A 16868-nucleotide genomic window follows, 5' to 3' on the forward strand; every position below is an offset into this window, starting at 1 on the left:
ACTCGGCTCTTGTGTCGACAGGCTGGACGGCGCTCATCCGGGCAGTTACTCGCTATCGGATCTGTTGCTGCGGTAAGACTCTCGCTCGGACTAGAAATGATTCATGCATATGTCAACTGAACTTTAATTTCTCCAAGTTCTCCTCATCGCTAACTTCGTTCTTGGATTAGTTTTTATTTATTATCTTCTCAACAATCGGGACCAGCGAGCAGCAACATCACTCCTCGTCTTGTTTGCTGGACTACTAGTTTGGTTGCTTGCAGACATCATACAAATCTGGACACCCACAAATCCCGCACCACCAATCGGAACAGTACTGAGATTGCCGGGTGCAGATATTACGATTATCGGACTCCTACTGTTTGCATTTGAGTATACTGGCAGAGAAGACCTGATACGCAAACGGGTTCTCGCTTTACTATCCATCAAGCCCATTGTTTCTCTCGTCGTGGTTCTCACACCCACGTTAGATGAGCTTGTACAATTCACCACACCTGAAACGGTTGTGCAAGGATACCAGTTTGTAACGACCCCGTTTTTTGTTTTTCATATCACGTATAATTGGATTTTGACAGGTCTTGCAATAGCAATCCTTGTTCGAATGACGTTCCAGTTAGAGTACCAAAAGTATCGCCAACTATCTATACTTTTTATTGCATTCCTTATTCCAATCGGTGCGAATGTGTTACTCCGTCTTAATGTCACTCGACTAGATCTAACGACTGCCGCGTTTTTTGTGACGGCGACAGCACTAATGTATGCCACATTTAGACTTCAAATATTTAATAAGTTGCCGGTTGCTCGCCGGGCTGTCTTAGAAAAAATGGATGAGCTTGTATTCGTCTTAGATGAGACAGGAACTATTGTGATGGCAAACAGTGCAGCCAGTGAACTGTTCAATCATAAAAGTACGCTAGTAGGGACACAAATATCGTCGATATTAGGCGAGGATACGACTACACTGTCGAATACTGGAGAGCGTCAAGTCGATATTGCCACCAGTATTGATGGTGAATTGCGATACTTCACCGTCAGTCAGACAACGCTAACGGATTACTACGAGAGAGTCGGCGGACACCTGCTTGTCTGTCGAGATGTAACCGAGCGCAAACGCCGCGAGCGCGAAGTTGAAGCCCTGAATACACGCCTCGAACTCGCTCTCGATGAAACCAATACCGGTGTGTGGGAGGCCACTTTAGACGCTGAAGTGCTATTTTTCGATGAGGCATCCGAGCGGCTTTATCGATACGCCCCTGGGGAGTTTCCGAACACTGTCGAGGGGTTTACCGACCGGCTCTCGGATGCGGATTTCGAGGATATCGAACGCAGATTTCAAAAGGCAGTCGACGGCGATGGTGAGTATAGTGCCGACTTCAGAGTCACCCTCCCCGACGGCAGTCATCGATGGATTCAGGCTCGCGGTGTCGTCCAAGATGATGAGGACGGATCACCGGGACGAATGGTTGGTATTCAGACCGACATTACAGCGCTAAAGCGGCATGAACAGCGACTCGAAAATCAAAACAGCCGCCTTATGTTGCTCAACAAACTCGTCCGCCATGACATCCGTAACCAAGCCAACCTGATTACGACACTCACAAGCAGACTCAACACCGATTTGAGTTCCGCGACTGCTACTGGGGAGTACATTACCTATGTCGATCAGATCGCCGCCAGCAGCGACCAGATCATTGACCTCACTCAGCAGGCCCGAGATCTGATGTCTGTCATTTCATCAATAGGGGAGTCGCTGTCTCCCATGGGATTGTCAGAGACGCTCGACCGCGAGATCGCCAGCGCCTCGATGATCGATATGGAGACGACGATCCGAACCGATGGTGTGCCCGATGTCGACGTCGTTGCCAACGAACTGCTCGGCGCGCTGTTCCGCAACCTACTAACCAACGCGATCAAGCATAATGACTCCGAGGCTCCAGAGGTTGTTGTCTCGGGGACGGTCGACGATGAGATGGCGTGTGTTACGATTGCTGACAACGGCCCCGGTATCCCCGTATCCGACCGCGAGGCAGTGTTCATCGAGGGAAAAACACTCCCTGGCAGCGACGGCACCGGCTTCGGACTGTCTCTCGTCAAAACGCTCGTCGAGCAGTACGGCGGGAGCGTCGAGATCGGCGAGGCCGAGGACCTCGGCGGGGCGGCTTTCACGGTCCGACTCCCACTTGCCGAACCGACCGCTACGGACGATGGGACCGCTACCGACACATGACGGTGGGAGAGCTATGTTGCGGCGAGCATTTGTACTGCCATGTCTGATTCACTTGGTGAAGCCGCGATCACGGTCTCGCTTCGGATCGCTGGGCAGAATGCCACAACCAACTGATGACCTTTCCAGCCGAGGCCTGCGCCGAAATTCGTCACATGTCGGTAGTAGAGCTATGACCCAACAGAGCGAATGATTAGCATGTCCAACCGAATTCGGATCCTCTACGTCGACGACAGCCCCTTGACGACGCGGGCCCATAGCAAAATACTGGTCGAGTATGGCTTTGAGGTAGTGACTGCCAATAGCCCCCAAGACGGGCTCGATCACCTCGATGGGGAAACAGTCGATTGCATAGTGAGTGATCTGGAGATGCCTGGCACCGACGGCCTCGAGTTCCTGTCGACGATCAGAACCAACTACCCCGAACTGCCGTTTATTTTATTTACTGGAAGGGAATCCGAGCAAGCTATCGTCGAAGCCTTCGACCGAGGCGCAACCGATTTCGTCCCGAAATCCGTCTGTCGCATCTCTGAGGAACTACTGTGTCGACGGATCGAACAGGCAGTCTCAACAGCATAGATGTCATAGTCATCGGCACAGCCTGACGGAGTCGATTGGAACCTCGTGATCCAGTATTCGGGCATTGGTGGCTCGCTACTCGGGTGGACTGCGGTCGTGGCAGCAGTCGTCTCTTCGGCGCAATTTTTGTGAGCCCAAGACAGCGGGGATGGTATTCCCGTTGCCCGCCGAGAGGAGGTGTTCCAGCCCGGCCGATCGACCCATCCCGACAGGACTGGTCTCGGACTGCCGATCGTCAAGGAAATTGTCGACGCATATGGGTGGTCGACTACTGTCACTCAAAGTCCCGAAGGCGGTGATTGAATCGAAATCACGGGAATCGAGTGACTGACATCGGTGTTTTCGAATAGGTACCCGGCGTAGTCGCGTGGTTCAGTGCGGGTGCGTGAGTAAATCTCTATCTCATCCGTGTCATACCGACATATGAAGCCATCAAAAATACAAAACAGGAACATATCGTTTTTCTGCATTTCAGGGGCTCTAGGGCGTATTTTCAACTCAAAACACGACTTCTCGAAGCGGTTCTGCGCTACAGTTATTGCAAATGGGAGTTGCAGGCGAGACTCACTGATCTCGATACCTTCAGATGTCGCAGTTTAGTATAAGACATCTACTGGTATTTTTATTCTATGTCTTTCGAACGGGTAACGCGGGTCTGTACAGGTTCTCATCCCTGTGATAGGACCTGGCAATGGCGGAACATGGAACTGTTGCCGACCAAATGGGCACTCAATGGTGATAGCCGGTGAGTCACCAGTCGGTTCGGGTCCACGCAGTTGTGTTCACTCGTCAACGTTCTCTCGCAAGTCGCGTAGTTCACCGCTTTTCGGGGATCGGCGGCAGTCTCCTCGGTGGCAGGGCGTTGTGGCCCAGTCAGCCAGCGACAACTCTCGGAGGGATGTATGAATAAATCTAGCCAGCGCGTTGGCGCGGTGGCGTTTGTTTTCCTGCTGGTCGCTTCGTTAGGGCTCGTGTCCTTTGCTGCCGTCCCCGCCGCAGCCGATCACACCGACACATCCGGCGACGGTCACTTCACTGAAGGAAGTAGCGAGAATGTCTCTGTAAATCAATCATTATCGCTGAATATCGATGACAAGGATCAGACCGTCGACGAAGCACGGATCATCCTCGAGAATCCACATAAGGATGACACTATCGAGGTCGACGACTCGGTCAACGACAACGTCGACGTCAAGAGTACTGCCGCGAACACCACCGATGAGATCGGTGAGACGCGGATGGTCATCGAACTGGAAGGGCTTGATAGCAATGGTGACCCTGCCCCGACAAAGGTCAGCGACTTCGAGGAAGTGTTCCAGACCGCCGAGTTCAGGAACACCGCATCGGACACCTCGCTCGAAGAGCGCCGGATCCGGTTCTCGCTGGGGTCACGGCTTCCACTGCCTGAGACCGGCCACTACTACGGAAAATCGTCCGACCCGAAATCGTGGCCGGATGCTAACGATGCCACGCACACGTACCCACTAAACGGAACTCTCGAGGTTGACGGATACCTCGCAACGATTCGCTCCGAGACCGAGAACGAGTGGGTCAAGTCGGTCGCCGACGGGGACTATGTCTTGATCGGTGCCTACGATGGCAACGACGATCAGTCCCAGGGAGTATTCGAGTGGGAGACCGGTCCCGAAGACGAGGTTCGCTTCTACGATGATAACAAAGATGATGGCGAGAAGTTGTTGCGTGGGTACGCGAACATGGACCTCGACGGCGGTGACTACCTCGTAATGAGGGACTCAGGGGTCTGGGCGGACACAGATGGCACGACCAAATTCGACTACGTATATGAGTACGGTGACCACGCCATCGGCTCGGACCTGAACATGGTGTCGACGGTCAAGATCTCGGACCCGGACGCGGGCGGCGCAAGCTTCCCCCTGACCGAAGATTTCAATTCCGGTTCCGTGCCGTCGAACTGGACCATCGGCGGTGACGCGGACTGGTCAGCCCCACACAACGGATCGGCGAGCGATGAGACGCTCCGGCTCACGACTGATGGTGAATTCGAGGCTGGCTACGGGCTCTTCGACAAGGGGTTCGACTCTGAAAAGGGTGTGTACGCAGAATTCGATTACTACGCTGGTGATGGAAGTGGCGGCGCTGATGGACTCTCATTCTTCCTCGTGAACGGGACAGTCACCGACGCGTCGAATATCGGTACTTCCTCTGTTGGCGGTGCTGGCCTCGGCTACACACAACTCGACAACGGCTCAGACCTTGATGGCGTTAACTCGAACGGCGCTAGCACACCAGGATTCATCTCGGACTCCGAGGAACAGGGCGTTCCTAATGCGTACGTCGGCGTCGGGTTCGACGAGTATGGTTTGTTCTCTGACGACGGAGAAGGCAAAGACGGTGGCCCAGGACAGACTGCGAACAGCGTCGCCATCCGCGGCGAAGGCGACCTCGGCACGTACGGGAGCGGCTACGCCTACGAGACGGGTGAGGACGTCACCGAGATCGATTCTGCCTATCGCATCGACGGTGGCTGGCGGAAGGTTCGTGTGAACGTTCAGCCAGCCGCTAGCGGTGGGACCAACCTGACCGTGGACATGAGCTGGGACGACGGCGACAACTGGGAGACGGTCGTCGATGAGTACACCTACTCAAATGACCCGCCGTCGACGTTGAAACTGGGTTTCGCTGGCTCGACGGGGAGTTCGACAAACTATCACGCAATCGATAATTTGGAAGTCAGTCAGTTACCGATTATCGACGGTGTCCGTGCCTCGAATCCGACGAGCGACAAACTCGACTTCCAGTTCGATGCCGATCAGGAACTCTCGACGATCAAAGTCGACGTTTCGGGCCCCGATCCCAGCAAGCGTACGCTCGACGAATCAGATTTCACCGAAACCGAAAATGCGGACGGGAACTATACCTACTCGCTCGACACGGAGGTGACGGGTGATGAGGAAGGCGATTACGACTTTACATTGAACACCGCAGAGAACTCGGCTGGACTCAAGGGCGCTGCAGGCCAGTCGGACTCGGTGAATATCGCGTCGCCGCCATCGGTGTCGACGTTCTCGCTCGACGAGGGCAAAGGTGACGAGATCAAGACGACTGTCGAATCAGACAAGGATCTGAAAGGTATCGAGGTCGACATCGAAGACCCGGATAGCGAGACGGAGACGCTCACGCGTACCGACTTCACCGAAACTGAAGATAGCGGCACCTACACGTACACCGCTGACTACACGACGGAGAAGACCGGGACCTACACCGGGACGCTCCAGTCCGCCGACGACGAAGACGGCAGGGACGGCGCAAGTTCGGAGGTGGACACTGTCGATATTTCGGAACCCGATGACAGCGAAGGTGGTGTCCGCCATACGACCAAAGATGGCAACCTCTTCCTGGGCAGTGATTTCATCGAACTCGGCATTCGATCGGACGGTGGCTTCGGGTCGGAGGTCACTGCGCCGAGTAGCTTCTTCGGCAACGACCGTGGGAACATCGGGATCTACGCCGACGTGGATGGCTTCTACAACGACACCTACGACTTCCGCTACGAGTACTTCCTACCGGGCTCCCCGGAGGAGCGTTGGTCGATGGGCTACGGCGGACCCGATACTGGAACGACCGCCTCGAACGGCCGCAACGTCTATAGCGACCCGCCAGAGATGCCGACGATCGGCGGCGGACTTACGGACCAGAGCACCGACAAGGTCGGCGCTGGCAACCTGACCAGTGAGTTTGACGACCTCGAAATCGACCAGCGGTACGAGTTGCAACCCGACAGTCGCTACTATAAGACGACCGTCAAAATCACGAACACCGGTAGCGAAGTCGAGGACGTCCGCTACCAGCGGTCGTTCGACCCAGATAACGGTGTCGACGAGGGCTGCGGCTTCCCGACCAACAATACGATCGTGAATCAGCAACCCACGGACGACAACGTGCTGGTGAAAGCTGAGTTGACGGACGATGACCTCGACAACGATTGGTGTGACGTCGGTTCGGTCTCGAAGATCCCTGTGTTCTACTACTCGGTTGAACCGGACGCACGCGTCTCCTACGGCGACTTTGGGCTCACGCCAGATAACCCACCGTACGCAGACCGTGAATACGACAACCCACCCGAGGCAGGGAGCTCGAAAACTGCCGACAGCTACATCGCCATTACCTTCGATGCCGGGACGCTCAAAAAAGATGAGACCGTCGAGTACACCTACTATACGGGTTTAACAGACGATATTGAAACGACGGTTGCAGACGTCGAAAAAGAGACTGAAGCACAGCCACCGAAGGCGGATGCAGGCGATAACCGTACTGTCGACGTCGGCAAGACGGTCGAGTTCGACGGTTCGAACTCCACGGCGAACGTCAGCATCAACAGCTACGACTGGGACTTCGGCGATGGCTCCAACGCAACCGGTGAATCCGTCAGCCATAGCTTCGACGACGCGGGAACCTACGATGTCGAGTTGAACATCGCCGATGGGAAGGGACAAACCGATACTGACACCGTGACCATCGAGGTCGAGGATCCGCCGGGATTGAACACCAGTGACGGCGAGTCGGAGTTCGTCGAGTTCCGCGATCCAGTGACGGTCGATCCCGATATGGAAATCACCTCACCGTCGGACATCGACGGGGCGACAGTGAAAATCGAAGACGGGTTCGACTCCGACGCAGATGTTCTTGAGGCCACGGATGATCACGGGATTGAGTCTGATTACAACGCAAAAAAGGGCGTGCTCAACCTCTCCGGAGAGGCCTCCGCCGCTGACTACCAGGAGGTGCTGCGCAGTGTCACCTACAAGAACACGGAGGGCAAACCAGCGGCAAGCGAGCGAAAAATTGTCTTCACGGCTGGCCCGGATGTCCTTCGGTCGGAGGAGACCGGCTACTTCTACGAATACGTCGAGGACGAGGGAGTGACGTGGAAAGAGGCACGAGGCGCGGCGGAATCGAGGGATCACTTCGGTCTCGACGGCTCGCTCGCGACGATCACCTCCGAAGCCGAAAACGACTTCCTCGTCGACCAGTATGACGGAGGCGGCTGGATCGGTGCGAACGATGCCGACGAGGAGAGTGTCTGGCGCTGGGTAACCGGCCCCGAGGGTGAGGAAGCCGACGGCGACGGTCGCCACTTTTTCGACCAGACGGCCTCACATACGGGCAGCCACCGGTTCGCACCGATGTACCCAGACCCACCAGAGGGTGTTCCGGGGGGCGGTGAGGCAGTCGACGGTGAGTACGAGAACTGGGACCCACGCCACGAGCCGAACAACAAGTTCCCGATGAAGGATGGCCAGGACTACGGCTACCTCTGTTCGGACACGCGGGGCTGTTCGGGTGGACAGTGGATGGACCTCAACGGCGAGCTATCGAGTGAGCCCACACCGGCGGGCTACTTCGTCCAGTACGGCGGCATGTCCGGCGACCGCGACGTGACGACGAGCGCCAACCGCACCGTAGCGGTCACACCCGACCGAGAACCAACCGCTGAGACCGGGACAAGCGAAACGGAGGCGGACCTGACCGAGGAGATCGAGTTCGACGCCTCCGAGTCCAGCGACGACTTCGGCATCGTCGACTACGAATGGGACTTCGGAGACGGGGACGACGACAGCGGCGAGACGGTCACACACACGTATGATTCGGATGGCACCTACACTGTCACCCTGACAGTCGAGGACAATCAGCGTCAGACCGATTCCAACACGATGACCGTCAACGTCATAGACGATACGGTCCGCATCGCCGACGCGGGCCCCAATCGGACGGTCGACGAGGGCACAGCCGTCGAACTCGACGGAAGTAACTCCGAGGCGAGTGGCGAGATCACGGATTACGACTGGGATCTCGGCAATGGCGATTCGACCACCGGGGAGCAGCCGATCATCTCCTACGACGACCCCGGGAATTACACTGTCGAATTAGAGATCACCGACGTGTACGACAAGACTGCGACTAACACCAAAACGGTCGAGGTGCGCGATACGACGGCACCGAAAGCGGATGCGGGATCGAATGAAAGCGTCGACGAAGACAGATCCTTCGAGTTCAATGCAAGCGGATCTGCCGATAACGTCGACATCGACAGTTACGAGTGGGACCTCTACGGCAACGGAACGACGGACGCAACTGGCGAAAAGCCGAGCCACACGTTCGATGAACCGGGCAGCTACGAGGTCGAGTTGACGATCAGTGACGCTGCTGGCAACACCGACACGGATTCTGTCACCATCACTGTCGACGACAACACGGCACCGACGGCCGTCGCCGAAGCCGACGGGACCACAGTTCGTGAGGGCGAACTGATCGAATTCGACGGTAGCGACTCCGAAGACAACGTTGCCCTGGAATCATTCGAGTGGGATTTCGACGACAACTCAACCAACGCAACGGGGTCGTCACCAACACATCGCTTCGCCGAGGAGGGAACGTACGAGGTCGTACTGACAGCGACTGACACCAGTGGGAACACGGACACCAATACGACGGATATCACCGTTGAGGCTGTCCCCGAACTCTCCGCGAACGGGAGTGACGCGGAGTACGTAGAGAAACGCGATCCAGTATTCGTCAACGAAAGCTTGAACATTTCCGGCACCGGTGACCTCGGCGGGGCGACGGTCAGCATCGACGACGGGTTCGAGGCTGCCGATACGCTTGAGTTCAACAAATCGCTGGCCAACGACAAGGGCATCTCGGGTAGGTACGATTCCGACAATGGCGTCCTCTCCTTCGATGGGATGGCGAATGAGACGGACTACCGCGACGTCCTGCGAACGGTCACCTTCGAACACGATGGCGACGATCCCTCGGAAACCGACCGAACGATTACCTTCAGCCTGGGTAAAGACGGACTGTACTACGAGGGAACCGGCAACTACTACGAGTACGTCGCCGACGACGGCATCACCTGGCACGACGCCCGGGCGGCCGCCAACGAGAGCGATCACCTCGGTTTGCAGGGGTATCTCGCTACGGTAACGAGCGAGGGCGAAAACGACTTCATCCAGAACAAACTCCGTGGCGCAGGCTGGATGGGTGCCTCCGACGCCGAAACTGAAGGTACCTGGCGGTGGGTCACTGGACCGGAAGGCACAGAAGACGGCGGCGACGGCCGGCACTTCTTCACACAGACGGCCTCCGACGACGGAACGCCGGACGACATCTACGACGGCTCCACGCCGGGTGGCGGCAGTGCAGAAAGGTCCAACTACACGAACTGGGATATCAACGAACCGAACGATCACCTTGCTGGCGAGGACTACGCCCACTTCTGTATGGGTATCAGCTGGTGTCCGAACGGTTACTGGAACGACTTCGAGTACGACCACTCCGGTATCGACGGCTACGTCGTCGAGTACGGCGGCCGGACGGACGATCCCGATTTGAACCTGATAGACACGACGAACGTATCGGTCTCGCGCGACGAAGCGCCTCGGGCCGAAGCTGGCAGCGACATCGAAGTGGGCCTCGACGAGCAGATCGAATTCGACGCCAGCAGGTCCACCGATGACTACGGCATCGACGGCTACGAGTGGGACTTCGACGACGGAAACACCAGTCGCGGGGAAACTGTCCTCTACGCGTATTCGGAGGACGGCCGCTACGACGTCACGCTCACGGCGACGGATACCAGCTTGCAAACGGACGCAGATACCATCGGCGTTCGCGTCATCGACGATTCAGTCCTCGTCGCCAGCACAGGCGGCAACTACACTGTCGACGAAAACACTGAACTCACACTCGACGCATCAGAGTCGGAGGCCAGCGCGGGGATCAAATCCTACGACTGGAAGTTCGATAACGGGTCGACGGCGAGTGGGGAGACTGTCGAGTACACCTACGAAGACCCCGGCACTTACGAGGTGAACCTGACGATCACCGACGAAGGCGACAATACCGCGTCGACGGCTGCTGCCGTCGAGGTGGCGGATACAACTGACCCGACAGCGGACGCTGGTAGTGATTTCACGGTCGATAACAGCACGGCGGCAGCATTCGACGCCACCGATTCCGAGGACAACGACGCCATCGAGTCCTACGAGTGGGATCTCACCGGCAACGGCGAAACCGATGAGACTGGCGCCGAACCCGAGTTCACCTACGCAACGCCCGGCACGTACACGGCAGAACTGACGACGACCGACGCTGCCGGGAACACCGATACTGACACCGTCGAGGTTACTGTAGAGGACATAGAGGCGCCGACGGTCGACGCAGGTCCAGACAGGACTGTGGATGTTGACGAGGAGGTAACCTTCGATGGCTCCAATAGCACCGACGACCTCGCTATCGACACCTACGAGTGGGACCTATACGACAATGGCACGACAGACGCCACCGGTGCCACTATCAACCACACCTACGCTGTCGGCGAGGAAGGAAGCTACGAGGTCGAACTGACTGTGACGGATACGGCCGGAAATAGTGACACGGATACAACGACGGTCGCTGTTGAGGACCCGCCATCGATCTCTGAGTTCTCGATGGCGAATCCGACTGACAAAAACCTCACAATCAGCTTCGACAGTGACGATGATTTGAGCACTGTGAAGGTCGATGTTGAGCATGATGGGACAGCCGAAACGACGTTGAACGAGGCTGACTTCACCAACGAGAGTGGAACCTGGTCTGCAACCTACGAAGGGAACAGCGATGGAATCTACAACGCGACGCTCGTCACAGCGAAGAACGCTGACGGTTACAACGGAGCCAGTGGCCAATCGGCCAGCACCACTCTTGATGAGGACCTCGACGCCGATATCACCGCCAGCAGCGGGGACGTGAGCGTGGAAAGTGAGGTTGAGTTCAACGCCGGACGCTCGTCGTACCCGGACAATGCTACGCTGAGCTACGAGTGGCGTGTCGACGGTGACCTCAGTTCGACCAGCGAGAACTTCACTCACACCTTCGACTCGCCCGGCGAGTACCCCGTGGAACTCAGCATCACAGCTGATGGGGCGAAGTCGACTGACACGGTGAATATCACCGTCGAAGACCGCACCCCGCCGGTGGTCTCGCTAGTGGCCAACGACACCACACCGTCGGTCGGCGACACCGTCTCCTTCGACGCGACGAATACGACCGACGACGTCGAAATCAAGGGCTACGACTGGTCGATCACCGGCAACGTGACGATCGTCGACTCCGATGACGGCATCCGCAATGTCACCTACGAAGAGCCCGGTATGTCCAGCGAGTCGGTCACGGTCACCGACCCCTCGGGGAACGAGGACACCGAGACAGTCATGATAACGGTTCAGGGCGGAAACGCCACTATGGATACCGAGAGCGTCGACTAAGGCAAGGCGACGATCAACTCGACGAACACGACGAGCCTTAATATCAGAAACGACGGCACTGCACCGTTGAACATCACGGAGGCCACATTCGATGATCCCGACGGTCCCTTCGAACTCGTCGGTTCGGCCGCCGATTCGCTTCCTGTGATAGCGCCCGGTGAAACTCGGTCAGTGGGTGTTGGCTTTGCACCGACGATCGCGTCTGAAAGCGAGACGAATCTCAAACTGAAACACAATGCAAGTCACCAAGCAAACTTCACCGTCGACTTGAGCGGAGAAGGCGTCGAGAGCAGCATCAATCCGACAGATTCCACCCAGGAATTCGGCGATGTCTCGGTTGGGAGTAGCACTGATGAAACGATCACACTCTGGAATAACGGGACGACCGATGTCGACATTGAAGACGTTTCGATCACCGGGTCGACGCCCGACGCGTTCGAAGTTGTCGACAGCCTGCCAGGCACACTTGAGAATGACAGTAAGGCGACCGCCGAGATCGAATTCGATCCGGTCAAAAGCGGCGAGCAAACGGCTAACTTGCGGATCGAGACGGTAGACGGAAACGTTACCATAGTCAGCCTCGAAGGAACCGGTAACGGCCCGGAAGTCGGTGTTTCAGATGACGACACGGACTTCGGTGACGTTGGAACCGGTGACAACGCAACCGAATCAGTGAGGATCTCGAACTACGGTACCCAGCCACTAGACATCGAAAATGCCACACTTGATGGAGGGGACGACGATCAGTTCACTGTGACGGACGCGCCATCGACTGTCGCCCCGAATAGTGACGAATCGGTGACCGTTAAGTTCGAAGCCGAAGACGCTGGCAACTACTCCACGGCGCTCGATATTGCCCACAACGACTCGGCCTCGGAGACACAGCGAGTCGATCTGAATGCAACAGCTGTCGCGCCATCAGCCGACGCGGATCCGCGAAACATTGATTTCGGTAATGTGAGTGTCGGTGAAACCGTCACGGGTAATATTACCGTGACGAACCTTCACACTTCATTGTCGAATCTCAGCGTCGAATCGACCTCGATGGTCGGCGAGGATGCAGCCGACTTTGAGGTCAACAAGTCGAGCGATGCGCCGTTCAAGATTGCACCAGGCGATAGCCAAGATATCCAAGTAGACTTCTCACCATCGAAGCCTGCGGGCGAGAAAAAGAAGGCTCAACTGCAGATCATGAGCAATGCGGGTAACGATCCACAGATGGACGTGTGGCTCTCGAACTCGAAGACTTACGTTATCGTTCAAGAGGTTGCCGCAGATGTTGACAAAGATAATGCTAAAGTCGATCTCGATGCAAACAATGTCGAATCAGGGACTGATTTCGATATTAATGTCTCCAAACCCGGCACTCGGGAAACCGAGATGGGCTTTGATACCGTCTCGATGGAAACGGACTACGAAGGCGATTTCGAGATGGACTTCAACCATCAGTCGACGCCGGTAAACCACACGCTTGATGTCGAAGATAGAGACACGACACAGTATGTTCAGCAGAATTACACTATAGACGGTGAGGAGTTCGACAACACGTCATTCGAATACCGAATTAAAGCCGATAGTCTTCCCGACGGCACTGATCCGGAATCGGTGACCTTCAATCGGTACAACACAACACAGGACAAATGGGTCAGCCACGACACTACGCTCGAACGTGAGGGTGGTTCCTATTATATCTTTAGTGTCGATACACCAGGCTTCTCAGAGTTCGCTGTGACAGTGCCAGAATTAGACGACGGCGGATCAGACGATGGTGGATCAGACGATGGCGGATCAGACGATGGCGGATCAGACGATGGCGAATCAGACGATGGCGAATCAGACGATGGTGGATCAGACGATGGCGAATCAGACGATGGTGGATCAGACGATGGTGGATCAAACGATGGTGGATCAGACGATGGTGGATCAAACGATGGTGGATCAGACGACGGCGGATCAGACGATGGTGGATCAGACGATGGCGGATCAGACGACGGCGGATCAGACGACGGTGGATCAGACGATGGTGGATCAGACGATGGCGGATCAGATGACGGCGGATCGGATGCGGCTGATTCAACTGAAGGTAGTGCTCCACAGATCTTCGGCATAACGATTACGCCAGGATTGTTGGGAGGAATTGGCGGTATTTTGCTGGTGGCTGGCGTGCTGGGCTACTTATTCTTACCCGGTCGACAGCGCACACAGCAATACGGGATTTCGATCGGCTCAGACGACGATGCTTGGAGTCGGATGGCAACTGCTGTGGCACTCGAACAGCGCGACGAGCGAGACCTCACCGGAGGCATCGACATCGTTGCTGTCTCCGAGGGTAACGATGACGAGTCAAAGCAGGACCAATCGAGTGAGCAAACCCTTCTTGAGGGTACGGACATTGATGCTGTCACCTGTATCACTGAATCGGAACTCACCGATTGCGACCTCATCGTCTGGGCTGGTGAGCTGCCGGTCGGGTTCGATGAGTTCGGTGACGAGACTAAACTCGTTCGCTGGCCCGCTCCTGAAGGTGAACAGTTCTTCGACGACGAGATCCAGAACGTCGACAGCGAATTTAACCAGAGAATCGCAGCACTGTTTAATCGACTTGGACAATAAATTGGGAAATGATCAAGACTGGCTACTAAAAGATTGAAATTGCCGATTTGCAGCCGACCCACAATTATTGATCTGAATAATTAATCCGTTTCAGACGCGTGTTTTTTCGATCTTCTTATGCGATTACTCGAGTAGAATCTCGTGAGCATAACACTTACACCGGCTCGATGGACTCCAAGTCAGTCGATCACATCGAGAGCCTCACGACCTCCTCCAGTAGATGCTGAATCTGTGTCTGCGGTGGCTGGCTAGCCTTCAGCAAGACGGTGACCGTGAATTCTACTGCTAACCAGTCGCTGTCGGCGGCTAATCGCCGCCGACAGCGACAGCTCTCCGTTGGTTCGTCCAAGATCCTCTCGTCGAGACCACCAGTGCAACCGCTCCGCCACAGAACTCAGGCTTCAGAAACAGCTAGCCGAGGATGCCTTGTGAGGTACTGACGATGGACCGCCATTATCCATTCAGGCTTCAATACCGAGACAAGGCCGTATCCCAACAGCAGGAGCGGTATAAAGTCTACCATGAGCGCACGTTCACAGAACTAATTAAAAAAATAATTCGGGAATTTTACTCTTTGAGCCCTTCGTGCACGGTCGTAGCTTGGGATTCAGGTTCGAATCGAAGATGAAGCTCGCCGTCCCACTCGCACGAATCGATCTCCTCTGCAAACGACGGCGCAACGTCGAGGACCTAGATGGAGTTGACGTCACCACTCACCCGTTGGCGGATGGATGAGTCATCGGGAGCGTCTATCGCCCCAACGGCTGGAAACGCTTCACGCGCAGCTTCGGCCGTGGCGTCGGTGAGCGTTATCGAGACGACACTCTCTCCGGCTTCGTTGTCATTGGTCGGGTCAACGGCCTCGATATCATCATAAAAAAGCTCCTCGGTTCCGTCTGTGCCTGAGATCTTGCCGATGAAATCGATCTCCTGAGAATAACGTAGAAGACTCTTTCAACCAGCGATCACCGTCTGTTCGTGTGCGTCGGCACACAATCTATGATTGGATACCCCTATGCGATTTTGGAAAAAACGTTGTAAGATCGAGTATCGCTATTGTGCTCCACGCGCGGATATTCTTCGATCGATGACTCCTCTCAGTCCAACCGTGACTACACGAAATAGCATGCTGCCTGTCAACTGTTATCAAAATATTTATTACAGAAAGAACACTTTCGGCTAATAAGAATCCCAGACGGCGGCGACCCCCGTGCAGAGAATGCATGGGCTAACGCGCGAGTACGAGGAGATATAGGGCCCCCAAAAGACAGAAAAGGCGGCCACAACCGCTAAGACGGGCGTTAAACGGGATCTAAGATGGGTTCAGAAACTGAGTGGGCCAACGCGGATTTGAACCGCGGACCTCCCGGTTATCAGCCGAGCGCTCAACCTGACTGAGCTATTGGCCCAAGGTGGCGCATTTACGGGTTGCGCGGGGTTCTGTTTAAGAGTTTCCTTTCGGGATCGCCATCCCGTCATTCGGTTTCAGGGGTCACAGTCACAACCCGATCGGCCCCACACAGATTGCTCAAAACCCCGTTACTCCCGATCAGTCGATCGATCTTCCTCGTCTGTGTCAACCGTGTCAAAATCAACGTCAACGATATCATCGTCGGAGCGATTGGCTCTGTCGCTCCCAGCGGCGTAGCTGCCGAAGGGCTGTCCGTCAGTGGATCCGCCGCTGTCGGCCATGCCACCCCCGTCTGGGAATCCGAATGTGTAGACGTTCCCCGAGACGAAACCGCCGGACTGTTTGTCGAGATACGGGCCAATAACGTACCGTTTGAGCACCGCTCTGATCGGGTACCGCGTAACCGGAACCGCAAGCAGGAAGCCAATAACGTCAGTGACGAGTCCGGGGGTGAGTAAGAACGCACCGGCGGCGATCAACAGCCCGCCGTCAAGCAGTTGGTTCGTTGGCACGTCACCAGTCGCGAGCTTACGCTGTGTACTGCGAATCGTTGATCGACCCTCGGCGCGAACGAGGAGCATCCCAAGCAGTCCTGTCAAAACGACGAGTGCGACCGTCTGCAGCGCGGTCAACAGCCCTGAGGCGACGATCGCGACGAGCACGAACGAGTCCGCAAGCGGGATCAAAAGCAAAAGCGCGATCAGAGTGCGCGTACGCATACTCGAGGCTTGACGCTCCGGTGTGATAGCCCTTT

Annotated in this window: 5 protein-coding genes, 1 tRNA gene and 1 pseudogene; 5 read left to right on the forward strand and 2 right to left on the reverse strand. The window is 56.1% G+C overall.

Annotated elements, in window-relative coordinates:
• The first annotated feature begins 145 nt into the window (after window positions 1-145).
• The 5 genes and pseudogenes from E5K03_RS13940 to E5K03_RS13960 all read left to right on the forward strand — a co-directional run bounded on the left by E5K03_RS13940 (window position 146) and on the right by E5K03_RS13960 (window position 14703).
• A complete protein-coding gene (locus tag E5K03_RS13940; protein ID WP_394343987.1) occupies window positions 146-2227 on the forward strand; it encodes a histidine kinase N-terminal 7TM domain-containing protein in 2082 nt (693 codons plus the stop codon).
• Between the two features lie 195 nt (window positions 2228-2422).
• Window positions 2423-2803 (forward strand): response regulator, encoded by a 381-nt coding sequence (locus E5K03_RS13945; protein WP_205743009.1) that lies wholly within the window; start codon window positions 2423-2425, stop codon window positions 2801-2803.
• A gap of 147 nt (window positions 2804-2950) precedes the next feature.
• Window positions 2951-3106, forward strand: a pseudogene (locus E5K03_RS13950) (sensor histidine kinase); the annotation flags it as partial.
• 599 nt (window positions 3107-3705) lie between these two features.
• Window positions 3706-12090 (forward strand): PKD domain-containing protein, encoded by an 8385-nt coding sequence (locus E5K03_RS13955; RefSeq protein WP_138007409.1) that lies wholly within the window; start codon window positions 3706-3708, stop codon window positions 12088-12090.
• Between the two features lie 12 nt (window positions 12091-12102).
• A complete protein-coding gene (locus E5K03_RS13960; RefSeq protein WP_303645964.1) occupies window positions 12103-14703 on the forward strand; it encodes a choice-of-anchor D domain-containing protein in 2601 nt (866 codons plus the stop codon).
• 1335 nt (window positions 14704-16038) lie between these two features.
• Here E5K03_RS13960 and E5K03_RS13965 read toward each other — a convergent pair.
• Window positions 16039-16112, reverse strand: a tRNA-Ile gene (locus tag E5K03_RS13965).
• Window positions 16113-16242: 130 nt separating this feature from the next.
• Complete coding sequence (locus tag E5K03_RS13970; RefSeq protein WP_138007411.1) at window positions 16243-16833, reverse strand: FxsA family protein; 591 nt, start codon at window positions 16831-16833, stop codon at window positions 16243-16245.
• Window positions 16834-16868: the final 35 nt, after the last annotated feature.

The sequence above is a fragment of the Halalkalirubrum salinum genome (assembly GCF_005543295.1).
Taxonomy (GTDB): Archaea; Halobacteriota; Halobacteria; order Halobacteriales; family Haloferacaceae; genus Halalkalirubrum; species Halalkalirubrum salinum.

What these genes read in the sequence shown, in the direction of transcription:
- E5K03_RS13945 (WP_205743009.1), top strand. Translation starts at nt 2,423, where the DNA reads ATGTCCAACCGAATTCGGATCCTCTACGTCGACGACAGCCCCTTGACG.
- E5K03_RS13955 (WP_138007409.1), top strand. Translation starts at nt 3,706, where the DNA reads ATGAATAAATCTAGCCAGCGCGTTGGCGCGGTGGCGTTTGTTTTCCTG.
- E5K03_RS13970 (WP_138007411.1), bottom strand. Translation starts at nt 16,833, where the DNA reads ATGCGTACGCGCACTCTGATCGCGCTTTTGCTTTTGATCCCGCTTGCG.